This is a genomic window from Pseudomonas sp. EB271-G4-1, from assembly GCF_058791355.1.
This window is the reverse complement of the sequence record NZ_JBYTEO010000099.1, coordinates 1-16,746: the sequence shown is the minus strand read 5'-3', so window position 1 is coordinate 16,746 and position 16,746 is coordinate 1. Positions and strand designations below refer to the sequence as shown.

Annotated in this window: 11 protein-coding genes; 9 read left to right on the top strand and 2 right to left on the bottom strand. The window is 61.1% G+C overall.

The features are described from left to right. Positions 1-239: 239 nt before the first annotated feature. Together AC3WWR_RS29325 and AC3WWR_RS29320 are read left to right on the top strand one after the other, a co-directional pair. Positions 240-1,481, top strand: a complete 1,242-nt coding sequence (locus AC3WWR_RS29325) for an acyl-CoA dehydrogenase family protein (protein WP_033045418.1) — start codon at positions 240-242, stop codon at positions 1,479-1,481. 195 nt (positions 1,482-1,676) lie between these two features. Continuing rightward, positions 1,677-2,456 (top strand): TSUP family transporter, encoded by a 780-nt coding sequence (locus AC3WWR_RS29320; protein WP_020799193.1) that lies wholly within the window; start codon positions 1,677-1,679, stop codon positions 2,454-2,456. Here the strand turns inward: AC3WWR_RS29320 and nudC are convergent. Together nudC and AC3WWR_RS29310 are read right to left on the bottom strand one after the other, a co-directional pair. Continuing rightward, positions 2,424-3,254, bottom strand: a complete 831-nt coding sequence (gene nudC / locus AC3WWR_RS29315; RefSeq protein WP_020799192.1) for an NAD(+) diphosphatase — start codon at positions 3,252-3,254, stop codon at positions 2,424-2,426. The genes AC3WWR_RS29320 and nudC overlap by 33 nt on opposite strands. A 7-nt stretch (positions 3,255-3,261) precedes the next feature. Beyond that, a complete protein-coding gene (locus AC3WWR_RS29310; protein WP_492599284.1) occupies positions 3,262-4,074 on the bottom strand; it encodes a crotonase/enoyl-CoA hydratase family protein in 813 nt (270 codons plus the stop codon). A gap of 541 nt (positions 4,075-4,615) precedes the next feature. Between AC3WWR_RS29310 and glgA the strand changes: the two genes are divergently transcribed. From glgA to AC3WWR_RS29275, 7 genes are all read left to right on the top strand, one after another. After that, positions 4,616-6,202, top strand: a complete 1,587-nt coding sequence (glgA, locus tag AC3WWR_RS29305) for a glycogen synthase GlgA (protein WP_033041077.1) — start codon at positions 4,616-4,618, stop codon at positions 6,200-6,202. A 12-nt stretch (positions 6,203-6,214) separates the two neighbouring features. Next, positions 6,215-8,011 carry a malto-oligosyltrehalose trehalohydrolase gene (gene treZ / locus AC3WWR_RS29300; RefSeq protein ID WP_083349010.1) on the top strand — a complete coding sequence of 599 codons (1,797 nt, stop codon included), beginning with the start codon at positions 6,215-6,217 and terminating at the stop codon, positions 8,009-8,011. Then, positions 8,008-10,086, top strand: a complete 2,079-nt coding sequence (gene malQ, locus AC3WWR_RS29295; RefSeq protein ID WP_020799188.1) for a 4-alpha-glucanotransferase — start codon at positions 8,008-8,010, stop codon at positions 10,084-10,086. The genes treZ and malQ overlap by 4 nt, the downstream gene beginning before the upstream one ends. Then, complete coding sequence (locus tag AC3WWR_RS29290) at positions 10,083-12,857, top strand: malto-oligosyltrehalose synthase (protein WP_492599283.1); 2,775 nt, start codon at positions 10,083-10,085, stop codon at positions 12,855-12,857. Before malQ ends, AC3WWR_RS29290 begins: the two co-directional genes overlap by 4 nt. Before the next feature lie 21 nt (positions 12,858-12,878). After that, complete coding sequence (locus AC3WWR_RS29285) at positions 12,879-13,202, top strand: DUF2934 domain-containing protein (protein ID WP_020799186.1); 324 nt, start codon at positions 12,879-12,881, stop codon at positions 13,200-13,202. 116 nt (positions 13,203-13,318) lie between these two features. Then, on the top strand, positions 13,319-15,478 hold the full coding sequence (glgX, locus tag AC3WWR_RS29280) for a glycogen debranching protein GlgX (protein WP_083349008.1): 2,160 nt from the start codon (positions 13,319-13,321) through the stop codon (positions 15,476-15,478). 193 nt (positions 15,479-15,671) lie between these two features. Next, the gene (locus tag AC3WWR_RS29275; protein WP_168758052.1) at positions 15,672-16,430 is read left to right on the top strand and encodes a PIG-L deacetylase family protein; all 759 of its coding nucleotides are present in this window, start codon (positions 15,672-15,674) and stop codon (positions 16,428-16,430) included. The last annotated feature ends 316 nt before the right edge of the window (positions 16,431-16,746 follow it).

Genomic DNA, 16,746 nt, shown 5'->3' with positions numbered 1-16,746 from the left:
GGCGGCTTGTCTGTCAACATCGATGTTGAGTCGGATGGCCCCTTCGCGAGCAGGCTCGCTCCCACAATGATTGAGCTGTGTCAGAAGCAATTTGCTGATGCACTGTTGATCCGGCAACAGTTTAGGAAGTCATGGTATTAGCGCCGGCCAGTAAATCCACGCGTTAGCCTCCGGCATGGACTGTGCAATCGCTCCTTGCACAAACATCGTTTTTTCTGCCCAGCCAAGGAGCTGTTTCCATGACCGAACACCAGGTAATCAACCCGCTGTCCATCGGCACTGACTACGAAGCGCTGGCCGCCCGGTATCGCCCGATTTTCCAGCGAATCGCCGAAGGTGCCCTCGAACGCGAGCAGTCGCGCACCCTGCCCCATGAGCCGATCCAATGGCTCAAGGACGCTGGCTTTGGCGCAGTGCGGGTGCCCGTTGAATACGGCGGTGGCGGCGCCTCGCTGCCGCAGCTGGTTGAGTTGCTGATCGAACTGGCCGAGGCTGACTCGAACATTCCGCAGGCATTGCGCGGTCACTTCGCCTTTGCCGAAGATCGCCTCAATTCCCCGCCTGGCGCGGCCCGGGACATCTGGTTCAAACGGTTTGTAGACGGTGACGTCGTCGGTTGCGCCTGGACCGAAATCGGCAACGTGGAGATTGGCGACGTCATCACCAAGGTGTCGCTCCATGGCGAGCAATGGCGGCTGAACGGCGAGAAGTTCTACAGCACCGGTAGCCTGTTTTCCGACTGGATCGATGTCTATGCCCAACGTAGCGATACCGGTGGCGACGTGATTGCCGCGGTGCGCACCCGCCAGCCTGGGATCGTGCAAAGCGACGACTGGGACGGGTTCGGCCAGCGCACCACGGGCAGCGGCACGTCGCGCTTTGTCGACGCCGAGGTGGACGCACAAAACATCATCGACTTCGCTACGCGCTTCAAGTACCAGACCGCGTTTTATCAGTTGGTGTTGCTGGCAACCCTGGCCGGGATCGGCCGTGCGGCGTTGCGCGATGTGTCCCGGCAGGTGCGCGAACGCCAACGCATCTACAGCCATGGCAATGCCCAGCGCGTCAGTGAGGATGCGCAGGTCCAGCAAGTGGTCGGCGATATTGCCGCGTGGGTGTATGCCGCCGAGGCCGCCACTTTGCGGGCGGCGCAGCCGGCACAACAGGCTTATCTGGCGCGGTTCGCCGGCGATGAACAATGGGAGCGTTCGGCAAACGTCGCAGCGGAAATCGAATCGGCGAAAGCACAGGTGGTGGTCACGGAGTTGATCCAGCGCGCGTCCACGCAGTTGTTCAATGCGCTGGGGGCTTCGGATATTCGCCAGGGCAAATCGCTGGATCGGCACTGGCGCAATGCGCGTACCGTGTCGTCGCACAATCCGGTGATCTACAAGTCGCGGATTGTCGGGGACTGGGAAATCAACCGGACCGAGCCGCCATTCGTGTGGCAGATCGGCAATGGGCCTGACCGTAAAATCTGAGCCCGATCCCCGTAGGAGCTGCCGCAGGCTGCGATCTTTTGATCTTGCCCCCTCAAAAACAAGATCAAAGATCGCAGCCTGCGGCAGCTCCTACAGGGGGTTGCGTCAGCGCGGTCGCAGCAAGAGTTGGATATGGGTAAGATACCGGCCCTTCCCTGCAGCCCTTCGCTGCCCCCCGCCGATTAAGCCGATTCCATGCCTTTCGAACTCAGCGTTGACCTCACTACCCTGGCCATCCTGGCCATTGTCGCTTTCATTGCCGGTTTCATCGACGCCATCGCTGGAGGCGGCGGCTTGTTGACCACCCCGGCCTTGCTGACCGCTGGCCTGCCACCGCACCTGGTGCTGGGCACCAACAAACTCAGTTCGACCTTTGGCTCGGCCACAGCCAGCTTCACTTTTTACCGCCGCAAGTTGTTCCACCCCAGGCAGTGGACACACGCCATCGTCGGCACCCTGGTCGGAGCACTGACCGGTGCGGTAGTCGCTCATTACCTGCCGGCCGAATGGTTGAACAAGATGCTGCCGGTGATCGTGTTTGCCTGTGGCCTCTATCTTTTGTTCGGTGGCACGCCGAAAGCGCCGCTGGACAGCAACGCCCCGATCAGGAAAAAGTGGCAATCGACCCAAGGCTTCAGCCTCGGTTTCTACGATGGCGTGGCCGGTCCCGGTACTGGCGCGTTCTGGACCGTCAGCAGCCTGCTGATGTACCCGATCGATCTGGTGAAGGCCAGCGGCGTGGCGCGCAGCATGAACTTCGTCAGCAACATTGCGGCCTTGTCGGTGTTCGTGTTTTCCGGGCAGGTGGACTGGATCATCGGCCTGAGCATGGGCCTGTCGGTAATGGTCGGGGCATTCTTCGGCGCCCGCACCGCCATCAGCGGTGGCGCGAAGTTCATTCGTCCGGTTTTCATCACCGTGGTATTGGGCCTGACCGTCCGGCTAGCCTGGCAACACTGGTTCAGCGTGGCCTAAGCGCCGCGCCACGTAGACGTCGATCAGGTAGCGGGCGATCGAACGTGACGCTGGCAACGGCGGTAGATCATGCACATTGAACCACTGGGCGTCTTCGATCTCGTCCTCCTGGCAGACGATCTCGCCACCGGCGTATTCGGCATGGAAGCCAAGCATCATCGAGTGCGGGAACGGCCAGCACTGGCTGCCCAGGTACTGGACGTTCTTCACTTCGATCTGCACTTCTTCACGCACTTCGCGAATCAGGCAATCCTCGGCCGATTCGCCAGGTTCGGCAAACCCTGCCAACGTGCTGTAGACCCCGGCGACGAAGCGCGGCGAGCGTGCCAGCAGCACCTCATCGCCACGCGTCACCAGCACGATCATGCTTGGGGAAATCCGTGGATAGCTGCGTAAATCACACGGCTGGCAATACATCGCCCGCTCACGCGGCACCTGGATCATGGCCTGGCCGCAGTTGCCGCAAAAACGGTGCTCTCGGGCCCAGGTGCCGATCTGCGCCGCGTAACCCAGGACCTTGAACACCGTGTGATCGCCTTCAAGCATGAACGCCCGCAAGCCTTTCCAGTTACAGCCCGGCACCTCGCTGTGGGCGCGCAACTCCAGCAGATAGACAGGTTCGCCATCCAGATGGCCAATGCCGTGCTCGGCGAGTATCGCCAGGTCCTGGCGCTTGAGCCATTCGCGGGGAAACAACGCGCCGTTGTCATCGAACAAAAAGCCTTCGGGGCTGCGCGCTACCGCCCAGCCGCCGGGCTGGTCGGTGTCCAGTACTGCCGTGGTCCAACGTGGAGTCATTTTTCAATCAATCCAGAAATTCGGGTTTCTGTTTGCTCATATGGGCGGCCATGGCCACGCGCAGATCGGTCGATTGCAGCATGGCGGCGTTCCAGGTGGCGACGTATTCCAGGCCGTCGTCGATGCGATGATCGCGCATATAGCCGATCATCTCCTTGGTGCCAGTAACGGCAATCGGCGACTTGCTCGCAATCTCGCGGGCGATGCCCATGACGCCGTCGAGCAGGCTGGCGGTATCGCTGTAGACGCGATTGACCAGGCCCATGCCTCGCGCTTCTTCGGCGCCGAAAATGCGACCAGTGTAAGCCAGTTCACGCAGCATGCCGTCCCCGATGATCCGCGGCAAGCGTTGCAGTGTACCGACGTCAGCGGCCATGCCGATATCGATTTCCTTGATCGAGAATTGCGCGTCTTCGGCGGCGTAGCGCATGTCACAGGCGGCAATAAGGTCGATGGCACCGCCCAGGCAATAACCCTGGATGGCCGCGAGCACCGGTTTGCGGCATTGGTCGACCGCATTGAAGGAAGCCTGCAGATCAAGGATCTTGCGGCGCAGCAAGCGCGCATTGCGTCCGACGTCCTTGCCCAGCTCATTGGCCACGCCAGCCAGCATCATCAGGTCAATGCCTGAGGAAAAATGCTTTCCGGCGCCACTGAGTACGACTACCCGAACTTCGTCGGTGTCGTCGATCCATTGGAAAATCTCGATGATTTCGGTCCAGAAGGCAGCATTCATCGCGTTGATCTTGTCCGGGCGATTGATCTGCACATGAGCGATTTTATCTACCAGTTCGACGCTGAACGCTGTGTACTCAGACATGCTAGTGATCCTTTACCGGGCAAAAAAGAAGCCTGAACTATAACAAGGCAGCAAGGCAGTGGTTCAGCCAAAAGCGGGACTTGCACGCGCACCATAACGGTGCGCGCGTAGCAAGACGTTACGCACATCCATGTGACCACCCAGTGAATTTCCAGGGCAAAAATTCAAAAAAAACTGCATTTCGTCGGTGCTTTCGCACCGGTATCAGGCACGTTCGTACCTAAACAACCGATTGTCGAACAATTTTGCCATCAGCACTTTACCGCTCTAAGTTCTGGCCTAGACTGATTTCCCCAAGGGCGACCGGTCAGTCAAAAAGTGGAAAAAAAGTCGAAACTTTTGCCACACGGGATCGGTCGAGTGAAAAGAAGGTGCGTTGCGACTGGTGCAATCCTTGCAATGGTTAATTCACCCATTTTGCTTCAGCGCATTTGGGGAGCGCTTGCTCGCCGAGGCGTAGCGCTTTGCGCGTGGCCACACCCATTGGCCAGGTAACGATTTGCCAGACCCAAGAACTAGATCAACAACACGGGAGATTCATATGATAAGTGCGGCTTTGGATGTTCAGGGAGAGCTGGCTCATCAACAGATCGGCGAATCGAGCGCCGCGACTGCTCTCAGTGCCCAACCGATCAGCGTTAGCACTACGCGGACGCTGGCGCCGGTGGCCAGTCAGAATCCCAACAAGAAGAAAGTGTTGTTCGTCACCTCCGAAATTGCCGACCTGGTGAAAACCGGCGGCCTGGGAGACGTTTCCGCCGCGCTGCCACGGGCCATGGCGCATCTGCACGATGTACGTGTCCTGATCCCCGGTTATCCGCAGGTGATGCACAGTGAAAATCCGATTCACATTATCGGTGAACTCGGTGGGCACGCGGCGCTCCCGCCGTGCAAGATCGGGCGCATGGACATGCCTGATGGTCTGGTTATCTATGTGTTGATCTGCCCTGAGCTCTACGAGCGCGAAGGTTCGCCCTATGGCGCCAACAACGGCCGCGACTGGCCGGACAACCATATTCGTTTCGCCCGCCTGGGCCTGGCGGCCGCCGATATTGCCGCCAACCTCGCACAGATCCACTGGTGCCCGGACCTGGTGCACGCCCATGACTGGCCCGCCGGCCTGGCCCCTGCCTATATGCACTGGCGTGGGCAGCGCACGCCGACCCTGTTCACCATCCATAACCTGGCGTACCAGGGCGTGACGAGCCTGGGGTCTTGCCCCGAACTGGGCATTCCGCAGCACGCCTTGCAACAGGAAGGCATGGAGTTCTACGGCAAGATGTCGTTCCTCAAGGCTGGCATGGCCTATTCGAGCCACATCACCACAGTCAGCGCGACCTACGCCCAGGAAATCACCACCCCGGACTTCGGCTGCGGTCTCGACGGATTTCTCGCCGCCAAGACCCAGCAAGGCCTGCTCAGCGGCATTCCCAACGGCATCGACGAAAGCTGGGACTCGGCCACCGACCCGCACCTCTTTTGCCCCTTCAAAATCGGTGACTGGGACGGCAAGGCGGTCAACGCCGCCCACGTTCGCCAGTTGTTCGGCCTGCAAGACAGCAAAGGCCCGCTATTTGCCGTGGTCTCGCGCCTGGTTTACCAGAAAGGCCTGGACCTGACCGAAGCGGTCTCCGAATACATCGTCAAATCCGGCGGCCAGATCGCGATCATCGGTCGTGGCGAGCCGGAAGAAGAACAAGCCATGCGCGAACTGGCCCTGCGTTTTCCCGGGCAGATCGGTGTGCGCATCGGCTTCAACGAAACCGATGCCCGACGGATGTTTGCCGGTAGCGATTTCCTCCTGATGCCGTCGCGCTATGAACCTTGTGGCCTCAGCCAGATGTACGCCCAGCGTTTCGGCTCGTTGCCGGTGGCGCGCAATACCGGTGGCCTGGCAGACACCATCGAAGATGGCGTGACCGGCTTCCTGTTCAATGAATCCACGGTGGAAAGTTATCAGCAAGCCTTGAGCCGAGCGTTCAAGGTGTTCGCCTTCCCCGACCTGCTGAATGCCATGCGCTGCCGCGCCATGGCGGCACCGTTCAACTGGTGCAAGGCGGTCGAACCCTATGCCGAACTCTACGAGCAGCTTGTAGCCAAAGCCTTGGGGAAATCGCACAAACAGTAAGAGGCTCACGCAATGCCGTTACGGACCCTTGAGACCTGGCCCCACGGCGCAATCAAACTGGACCCGCAAAACACGCGATTCGCGTTGTGGGCACCCGATGCGTTCTACGTCAGTGTCGAACTGGAAAATGGACAGTCCTTGCCGTTGCTGCCTCAGGCCGACGGTTGGTTCGTGATCAACACCCGCTGCCCGGCGGGTACCCGATACCGCTACAACATCGATGGCGAACTGGAGGTGCCCGACCCGGCCTCCCGCGCCCAGGCCGGGGACATTGACCAGCACAGCGTGGTGGTCGACCCGTTGGCCTACGAGTGGCGGCACAGCACTTGGCTGGGACGTCCGTGGAATGAAGCGGTGATCTACGAGTTGCACGTCGGCGCCCTCGGCGGCTTTCTCGCCGTCGAGGAGCACCTGGCACATCTGGTGGAGCTTGGGGTCACCGCAATCGAGTTGATGCCGATCGCGCAATTTCCCGGCGAGCGCAATTGGGGCTACGACGGGGTGCTGCTCTATGCACCCCAGGCCTCCTATGGTTCTCCCGAACAACTCAAGCACCTGATCGACACCGCCCATGGCCTTGGCCTGGCGGTGATGCTCGATGTGGTCTACAACCACTTCGGGCCGGATGGCAATTACCTGCACCGCTACGCCAAGGGGTTCTTCCGCGAAGACCGGCACACGCCTTGGGGAGCGGCCATCGATTTTCGCCGGCGCGAGGTGCGCGACTTCTTCATCGACAACGCCTTGATGTGGTTGCTGGAGTACCGCTTTGACGGCTTGCGCCTGGACGCGGTGCATGCCATCGAAGACCCGGACTTTCTCCAGGAACTGGCCCAGCGTGTGCGCCAGCAAACCGATCCGTCGCGACATGTGTGGCTGGTGGTGGAAAATGAACATAACCAGGCCAGCCTGCTCGAACAGGGCTTCGACGCACAGTGGAACGATGACGGTCATAACGCCTTGCACGTGCTGCTGACCGGCGAGACCGATGCCTATTACGCCGACTATGCAAAAAATCCCACCGAACAGTTGGCCCGCTGCCTGAGCCAGGGCTTCGTGTTCCAGGGCCACCTCAACCGCCATGGCCAAGCGCGCGGCGAGCCCAGCGGGCATTTGCCACCCAGCGCGTTCGTGCTGTTTCTGCAGAATCACGACCAGATCGGCAACCGCGCCTTTGGCGAGCGTCTGCATCAACTGGCCCACCCCGACGCATTAAAAGCCGCGACGGCGCTGTTGCTGCTATCACCGATGATCCCCCTGATGTTCATGGGCGATGAGTTTGCCGCCGAACAACCGTTCCTGTTTTTCACCAGCCACCACGGCGAACTCGCACGCTTGGTGCGCGAAGGGCGGCGCAACGAATTTGCCGCGTTCAGCGCGTTTGCCGACCCGCATCAACGTGAACGGATTCCCGATCCCAACGCACCACAGACCTTCGAAGCGTCCCGCCCTACCCTCACGGTCAACGGGGCTTCGGCGATGCATGAGTTCTACCGCCAACTGCTGCAGATCCGCCATCGGCACATCGTCCCGCACTTGCCTGGGACCCGGGCGCGCAATGCCCAGGTGCTGGGTTTTGGCGCGGTCAGCGCGTCATGGTGCCTGGGCGATGGCAGTCAATTGCGCATCGACCTCAACCTCAGCGACACGCCGGTCCGCCATATGCCACAGGTGGACGCAAGCTTGCTGTTCGAACACCCGCCCGGGTCTGGCCAACGGCTGGACCAGGGCACCTTGCCCCCGTATTGCGCAATTGTCAGCCTCACGGCCGCGGCCCCTTTGCTACACCTTGATGGAGAGCGCCAATGAGTGATGCGCAACTGGAAATCCTTGCTAGCCGGGCTGGCCTGGCGGTCGACTGGATCGACGCCAACGGTCGTCCGCAAAAAGTCGCGCCTTCGGTTCTGCGCAACGTCCTCACGGGACTCGGCCACCCGGCCGGCAGCGCCCAGGAAATCGACGCCAGCCTGCTCGAACTGCAACAAGTACAACAGACCCGGCACCTGCCGCCTCTGATCACCGCCGATGTCGGCGTGGGACTCAACCTGGCGCACTTTTTTGAGCCGCTGACACCCTGCGAGATCCATCTTGAAGATGGCTCGAAACTCAGTCTCAAGCTGGATGCCGAAGCCGTTCTGCCGGGGCTGATCCCGGTCGGTTACCAACACGTCGAGATCGATGGACAAAGCTTTACCCTGGCCGTGGCTCCCGCCCGTTGCTACAGCGTAGCCGATGCGGTGGACAGCCCGATCCCGCGCGCCTGGGGCCTGAGCGTGCAACTGTATGCATTGCGCCGTGCCGGCGATGGCGGCTTTGGCGACACCCAGGCACTGGAAGACCTGGCCCGGGTGGCGGGCGAACGCGGCGCCGACGCACTGGCGATCAGTCCCTTGCATGCCATGTTTGCCAACGACACCCAGCGCTATAGCCCCTATTCGCCGTCAAGCCGTCTGTTTCTCAATAGCCTGTATTGCGCGCCGGGGGCGATTCTTGGTGAGCGCGCGATGCGCACCGCTATCGATGCCACCGGCCTGGCTGCCGAACTTCTGCGTTTGCAAGAACTGCCATTGATCGATTGGCCGGCCGCTGCCGAAGCCAAGCATCGCCTATTACAGGCGCTGTACGACGGATTCGTGCACGGCGAACATCCACTGCACGCCGACTTCAGCAGCTTTCGCCATGCCGGCGGTGAAGCGCTGGAAAATCATTGCCGCTTCGAGGCCATTCAAGAAACCCGTGCCGCCCGGGGCGAAAGCCTCGACTGGCGTGAGTGGCCGCCGCAGTGGCGCAACCCGCGCAGCGCTGCCCTGGCCGAATTCGCCGAAGAGAACGCTGGCCGCATCGGCTTCTTCGCCTTCTGCCAATGGTTGATCACCCGTTGCCTGGAGCGCGCGCAAGCCGCCGCCCGCAGCAGCGGCATGGGCATTGGCCTGATCGCCGACCTGGCCGTTGGTGCCGATGGCGGTGGCAGCCAGGCCTGGAGCCGCCAGGACGAATTGCTCGCTTCCCTCACCGTTGGCGCGCCACCGGACATTCTCAACCGCACCGGCCAGGGTTGGGGGATCTCCGCTTTCTCACCCGAAGGCCTGGTGCGCAACGGCTTTCGTGCGTTCATTGAAATGCTGCGCGCCAACTTCGCCCACGCCGGTGGCCTGCGGATCGACCATGTCATGGGCTTGCAACGGTTGTGGGTGATCCCCAATGGCGCATCGCCCGCTGATGGGGCTTACCTGTATTACCCGTTTGACGACTTGTTGCGCCTGCTGACCCTCGAGTCCCATCGCCACCAGGCCATCGTCCTCGGTGAAGACCTGGGCACGGTGCCGGACGGTCTGCGGGAAAAACTCAGCGCCCGTTCGATCCTCGGTATGCGAGTGTTGCTGTTCGAACAGGACAACACTCACTTCAAACCGATCCTCGACTGGCCGGACAACGCCCTCGCCACCACCAGTACCCACGACCTGCCCACCCTCAATGGCTGGTGGCATGGCCGCGATATCGACTGGAACGCCCGCCTCGGCCTGATCGATGCCAGTTCTGAAATCGAGTGGCGCCAGCATCGCGAGCGCGAACGCGAAGGCCTGCGCCGGACCTTGAGCCAAGACCCGCAGAACTTTCGCGAAGAGTCCCACGAAACCGATCAGGTCCTCGATGCCAGTGTGCGTTTCCTCGGCCACACCCGCGCGCCGTTGGTACTGCTGCCTCTGGAGGATGCACTGGGCATCGAACAGCAGGCCAACCTGCCCGGCACCATCGATACCCACCCCAACTGGTCCCGCCGTTTACCCGTCACCAGCGAAGCCTTGCTCGATGGCCCGGACGCCGCCAGACGCCTGGAACTGCTCGCCTGCGCGCGACTTCAGGCGGCCGAGCGTGACCAATGAACCCGGTCGCTATCGCGCCGCTACGGGCCACCCTGCGGCTGCAATTTCACAAAGGCTTTACTCTCGATGATGCCGTGCCGCTGGTGCCCTATTTCGCCCGCCTGGGCATCAGCCATGTCTACGCGTCGCCGCTGCTGAGCGCCCGCGCGGGCTCCATGCACGGCTACGACGTGGTGGACCCGACCACGGTCAACCCGGAACTGGGCGGTGAATCTGCGCTACGCCGCTTGGTCGCCGCGCTGCGTGAACAGGGCATGGGGTTGATCCTCGACATCGTCTCCAACCACATGGCAGTCGGCGGTAACGACAATCCCTGGTGGCTGGACTTGCTGGAGTGGGGACGCCTGAGCCCGTACGGCGAGTTCTTCGATATCCAGTGGCACTCGCCCGATCCCTTGATGGAGGGCCAGTTGCTGTTGCCGTTCCTGGGCAGCGACTACGGCATCGCCTTGCAGGACGGTACCCTGGCGCTGCGTTTCAATGCGCAGCGCGGCGCGTTTCATGTGGAGCATTACGATCATCACTTTCCGATATGCCCCAGTCATTACGGCGAGCTGCTCAAGACAGATGCCGAGCCACTGAAATTGCTGGCGGACCGGTTCAACACCTTGAGCTATCAGACAGATGCCTACACCCTGGCGATTGCGTTAAAAGAAGCATTGCGCGAACTGGCCAGCGATCCCGCAATACTGCACGCCATCGAACAAAACCTGCAGGCCTACGATTCGCTGACCAGAGAAGGTTTTCAACGCCTGCATGACTTACTGGAGCGCCAGAGTTACCGCCTCGCCAGTTGGCGCACCGCCGCGGACGACATTAACTGGCGGCGGTTTTTCGATGTCAACGAGCTGGGCGGTTTGCGCGTCGAGCGCCCAGCAGTGTTCGAGGCGACCCACGCAAAGATCTTCCAGTTGGTGGAACAAGGACTGGTAGACGGTTTGCGCATCGACCACATCGATGGCCTCGCCGACCCACGGGGTTACTGTCGCAAACTGCGGCGGCGCGTCGACAGCCTGGCAGCGGGTCGGCACCTGCCGATCTATGTGGAAAAGATCCTGGGCGAAGGCGAAACCCTGCACCGCGACTGGTCGGTGGATGGCACCACCGGCTACGAGTTCATGAACCAGTTGTCACTGCTGCAACACGATCCCGCCGGTCAACCCATCTTGGGTGAGCTCTGGCACCGCTATAGCGGGCGCCCGGCTGACTTCCGCCAGGAAGCGCAACTGGCGCGCCAGCAGATTCTCAATGGCTCGCTGGCCGGGGATTTCGAAAGTGTCGCCCAGGCGTTGTTGCAAGTGGCCCGGGATGACCTGATGACCCGTGACCTGACGCTGGGGGCGATCCGTCGCGCGCTGCAGGAACTGATCGTGCATTTCTCGGTGTATCGCACCTACATCGGCGCTCTGGGCCGTTCGGCGCAGGACGAAGTGTTTTTCCAGCAAGCCATGGAAGGCGCCCGACAAACCCTTGGCGAAGCCGACTGGCCAGTGCTCGAGTGCCTGGCGGGGTGGCTGGGGGGCGAGAGCTGGCGAAAACGTCCGGCTGGCCGGCTGCGCAAACGGCTCAAGCATGCCTGCGTGCGCTTTCAGCAACTGACTTCACCTGCCGCCGCGAAGGCCGTGGAAGACACCGCGTTCTATCGTTCGGCGGTGTTGCTTTCGCGCAATGACGTCGGCTTCAGCACCGAGCAATTCAGTGCGCCTGTGGCCGATTTCCATGCTGCCTGTGCCCAGCGCCTGGCCGATTTCCCGGACAACCTGCTCGCCACCGCGACCCACGATCACAAGCGTGGCGAGGATACGCGCGCGCGCCTGTCCGTCTTGAGTGAACGCAGTCAATGGTACGTCGAACAGATCGGCCTCTGGCACGCCCTCGCCCGGCCCTTGCGCGACGATGAGCAGATGCCGTCAGCCGGCGATGAATTGATTCTCTATCAGGCACTGCTGGGCAGCTGGCCGCTGGACCTGCGCACCGACGACCCAGCGGCCCTGGAGGACTACGCCCAACGCATCAGCCAATGGCAACGCAAGGCCCTGCGCGAAGCCAAGCTGCAAAGCAGCTGGAGCGCACCCAATGAAGCGTATGAACAAGCCAGCGAAAACTTTACCCGGCGCCTGCTGCTGAGCCCGGAAGGTGATCTATTGCGCACCGCCCTGGGCAAGGCAGCCCGCACGATTGCCCTGCCTGGCGCCCTCAACGGATTGGCGCAAACCTTGCTGCGCATGACGGTACCGGGAGTACCGGACCTGTATCAGGGCAACGACTTCTGGGACTTCACGCTGGTCGATCCGGACAACCGCCGGCCAGTGGATTACGCCAGCCGCCAGCAGGCCTTCCAGCAGCCATTGGATCTGCCTGATCTGTTGGAGCACTGGCACGACGGGCGCATCAAGCAAGCCTTGATTGTGCGGACTTTAACCACCCGGGCCGAGCACGCCGAGCTGTTTCGACGCGGGACTTACCAGCCCCTCGAAGTCATCGGCAACCAGGCCAATCGGGTGCTGGGATTTGTCCGTGAATGGGAGGGGACCCGCGCCATCGTCATCGTGCCGATCCGTTGTTCGGCATTGCTGGAAAACAGTGCCGTGCCTCATGTCGACGCTCCGCAGTGGGGCGATACCCGGATCAGCTTGCCGTTCACAATCGCCGACGAAAATCTGAAGGGACTTTTTTCAAGCGTCGCAGTCACAAAACACAGGGAGCTGATGATCAGCGCCGCGCTGGGGGATTTCCCGGTCAATCTCTTTATCCAGGCTACAAACATTTGAGTTCAGTTCAGGAGCAATGCGATGAGTACCGACGATAAACGCATCCGCGAGTTTGCCTATCAGATCTGGGAATCCGAAGGCAAACCTGAGGGCCAGGAAGCACGGCATTGGGAGATGGCGTGCAAACTGGCTGAAGCCGAAGCCTTGGCTCCGAAAAAGCCGGCAAAAGCAGCGTCGAGCAAGACAACCGTGGGCAAAGCCGGCGACGGCAAACTCAATGGCAAGGCCGGGGAAGCAAAACCCAAGGCCAAGGCCAAGCCGGCAGCTGCTTCCGCGGTGATACCACCGGGGGAAAAGGCCGCCGAGAAAAAACCTCGCGCACCGCGAAAACCGCCTGCGGTCTAAGCTTTTCTCCCGCTGTCCTGAAGATTCCAGTGGCGAGCCCTCTCGCCACCGAGGGATTCGCTCGCCCGCGAAAAAAATATTGAGCCCTGTCACTGCCTGCCGTTACTGGAGCATTTATGACCCGAACCAAGAAAGAAACTCCACCTCCCCGTGCCGAACCCTCGCGTATCCGCGAAGGACTGCCCTTCCCGCTCGGTGCGACCTGGGATGGCCTGGGGGTCAACTTCGCCCTGTTCTCGGCCAACGCCACCCGCGTCGAACTGTGCATTTTCGATGACGCCGGCGAAGTGGAGCTCGAACGCATCGAACTGCCGGAGTACACCGACGAGATCTACCACGGCTACCTCCCCGATGCCCATCCGGGGCTGATCTACGGCTACCGCGTGTACGGCCCGTATGATCCGGTCAATGGTCATCGTTTTAACCCCAACAAGCTGTTGATCGACCCTTACGCCAAACAGTTGGTCGGTCAGTTGAAATGGTCCGAAGCCTTGTTTGGCTACACCATTGGCCACCCCGACGCAGACCTCAGTTTCGACGAGCGCGACAGCGCGCCCTACGTGCCAAAATGCAAGGTGATCGATCCGGCGCACACCTGGGGCCACGATCACCGGGTCAGCGTGCCATGGGACAAAACGATCATCTATGAAACCCACGTGCGCGGCTTCAGCATGCGCCACCCCGCCGTTCCCGAAAACCAGCGCGGGACCTTTGCCGGCTTGATGGTCGACGAAGTGCTGGAGCATATCCGCAAGCTGGGGGTGTCGACCGTCGAGCTGCTGCCGATCCACGCCTTCGTCAACGACCAGCACCTGCTGCACAAAGGCATGACCAACTACTGGGGCTACAACAGCATTGCGTTCTTCGCCCCCGACCCGCGTTACCTGGCCAGCGGCAAGATCGCAGAGTTCAAGGAAATGGTCGCGCACCTGCACGAAGCCAACCTGGAAGTCATCCTCGACGTGGTCTACAACCACACCGCCGAGGGCAACGAACAGGGCCCGACCCTGTCCATGCGCGGTATCGACAACGCCTCTTATTACCGCTTGATGCCTGACGACAAGCGCTTCTACATCAACGATTCCGGCACCGGCAACACCCTGGACCTCAGCCATCCGTGCGTATTGCAGATGGTCACCGATTCGCTGCGCTACTGGGCCTCGGAAATGCACGTGGACGGTTTCCGCTTCGACCTGGCGACCATACTGGGGCGTTATCACGACGGTTTCGACGAACGTCACAGTTTCCTCGTGGCTTGCCGCCAGGACCCGGTACTGCGCCAGGTCAAGCTGATCTCCGAGCCCTGGGATTGCGGGCCCGGTGGTTATCAGGTCGGCAACTTCCCGCCGGGCTGGGTGGAGTGGAACGACAAGTTTCGCGACACGGTGCGCGCTTTCTGGAAAGGTGACGACGGCCAATTGGCGGACTTTGCCAGCCGCATGACCGCGTCCGGCGAAATGTTCAACCAGCGTGGTCGGCGTCCTTATTCATCGCTGAATTTCATCACCGCCCACGACGGTTTCACCCTCAACGACCTGGTGTCGTACAACGACAAGCACAACGAAGCCAATGACGAGAACAATCAGGACGGCAGCAACAACAACCTGTCCTGGAACCATGGCGTAGAAGGCCCCACCGACGATCCGCAAATCAACGAATTGCGCTTTCGACAGATGCGCAATTTCTTCGCCACTTTGCTGCTGGCGCAGGGTACGCCAATGATCGTGGCCGGCGACGAATTCGCCCGGACTCAGGAAGGCAACAACAATGCTTATTGCCAGGACAGCGAGATCGGCTGGGTCAATTGGGACCTGAGCGAGGACGGCAAGGCGTTGCTCAAGTTCGTCAAGCGTCTGATCAAGTTGCGCCTGGCCTATCCGATTTTGCGCCGGGGGCGCTTCCTGGTGGGCAACTACAATGAGGACATCGGCGTCAAGGATGTCACCTGGCTGGCACCCGATGGTAGCGAGATGACCACCGAGCACTGGCACGATGCGCACAATCGCTGCCTGGGCATGTTGCTCGACGGGCGAGCCCAGGAAACCGGGATCCGCCGCAAAGGCGCGGACGCCACGTTGTTGCTGGTGGTCAACGCCCATCACGACATCGTCAACTTCCTCCTGCCGGAGGTACCGGACGGCAGCTTCTGGACCTGCCTGATGGACACCAATCAACCGTCCATACGCGGTCAGGAACGCTTCGATTTCGGGCGCGAGTACTCGGTCACCGGACGTTCGCTGCTGTTGTTCGAATTGCAACGTGAGGAAGAGGAGTAGAAATCACCGGCGCAATGGAAAAATTGAGCCATGCGTGCACTTCCGGCGCGACGAATAGCGATACATGAGCAATACTCGATGCGCGGCTGTCCAGGGTCCGGAGCGCCGCGCTTCGCTATCAACCCGCCCTCACGGCTGTAGCAGCGCTTGCGTTGCGCAGGACTGGGGGCGTATGGAACAAGGACGTAACGCCATGAAATCTGTGTCCATCAGTGACAGCAGCTGTACAGAGCAAATCTGGAACAGCGCCCCGCAACTGGCCAATATTCCGGTCATCGGTACTCAATCCCTTCTCCCCCCGGGTGCGCGCGCCGTGGTGATCGCCCCACATCCCGGCGACGAAGTGTTGACTTGCGGCGGTCTGCTGCAGTTGCTCAGCGCCATGGGACACCCCTTGCAATTGATTTCGGTGACCGATGGCAGCGCCAGTCATCCAGGCTCCCAACAGTGGTCGGAGAAACGCCTGAGCGTGTTTCGCTCCCAGGAAAGTGTCGAGGCCTTGCGCCGGCTTGGCTTGCCGATGCACAGCCTGAAATGGATACGCGGCGGCTTCACCGACCATACCCTGGCTGAGCATGAACAGGCGCTCACCCAATTCATCGTCCGATATCTACGGCCAGGCGATATGGTGTTCAGCACCTGGTGCGAGGATGGCAACAGCGACCATGACGCCGTCGGCCGCGCCAGCGCCAATGCCGCCACCATCGCCGGTGCAGTTTTCACCGAGATACCGGTCTGGGCCTGGCATTGGCCATCGCGAGACAGCGCCTTGATCCCCTGGCACCGGGCGCGCAAGGTGCGCCTGGACACCTGGACGGTGGCGCGCAAGAGCCATGCTACCCATGCCTATGCCAGTCAACTTGACGGTGAACCGGCCGTCGGCATTGCGCCACGGCTGCCGCGGATTTTGCTGGAGCGGATGCGGTTGCCTTATGAGATTGTGTTTGTCTGAAAGTGACCAGCGTGTTTAACGGGGCGCGCGCGATCAAAAGCCAAAGCGAGGCGGCCTTAAAGCCGACCTGACTTTTGGTGATGCCTTTGTTTTGATCGTTCCCACGCTCTGCGTGGGAATGCCGCCAGGGACGCTCCGCGTTCCACTGACAACGCATTAATTGAGGCGTGCGCAACGGTGATGCGGGGCGTCACAGGAAGCCCTGTGTGAAATTGGTTGTCGGAGTGCATATCCATTGGTGCGGTAACGGCGGCTTATGGTTTCGCTTTTACAGCGACTCCCTTTTTCAAACGCCGGAGTGCCGGCCCAGCAAAAA

Coding starts and splice junctions, on each gene's coding strand:
- treZ (WP_083349010.1), top strand. CDS start 6,215: ATGCCGTTACGGACCCTTGAGACCTGGCCCCACGGCGCAATCAAACTG.
- AC3WWR_RS29285 (WP_020799186.1), top strand. CDS start 12,879: ATGAGTACCGACGATAAACGCATCCGCGAGTTTGCCTATCAGATCTGG.
- malQ (WP_020799188.1), top strand. CDS start 8,008: ATGAGTGATGCGCAACTGGAAATCCTTGCTAGCCGGGCTGGCCTGGCG.
- AC3WWR_RS29325 (WP_033045418.1), top strand. CDS start 240: ATGACCGAACACCAGGTAATCAACCCGCTGTCCATCGGCACTGACTAC.
- AC3WWR_RS29290 (WP_492599283.1), top strand. CDS start 10,083: ATGAACCCGGTCGCTATCGCGCCGCTACGGGCCACCCTGCGGCTGCAA.
- glgA (WP_033041077.1), top strand. CDS start 4,616: ATGATAAGTGCGGCTTTGGATGTTCAGGGAGAGCTGGCTCATCAACAG.
- AC3WWR_RS29320 (WP_020799193.1), top strand. CDS start 1,677: ATGCCTTTCGAACTCAGCGTTGACCTCACTACCCTGGCCATCCTGGCC.
- AC3WWR_RS29310 (WP_492599284.1), bottom strand. CDS start 4,074: ATGTCTGAGTACACAGCGTTCAGCGTCGAACTGGTAGATAAAATCGCT.
- nudC (WP_020799192.1), bottom strand. CDS start 3,254: ATGACTCCACGTTGGACCACGGCAGTACTGGACACCGACCAGCCCGGC.
- AC3WWR_RS29275 (WP_168758052.1), top strand. CDS start 15,672: ATGAAATCTGTGTCCATCAGTGACAGCAGCTGTACAGAGCAAATCTGG.
- glgX (WP_083349008.1), top strand. CDS start 13,319: ATGACCCGAACCAAGAAAGAAACTCCACCTCCCCGTGCCGAACCCTCG.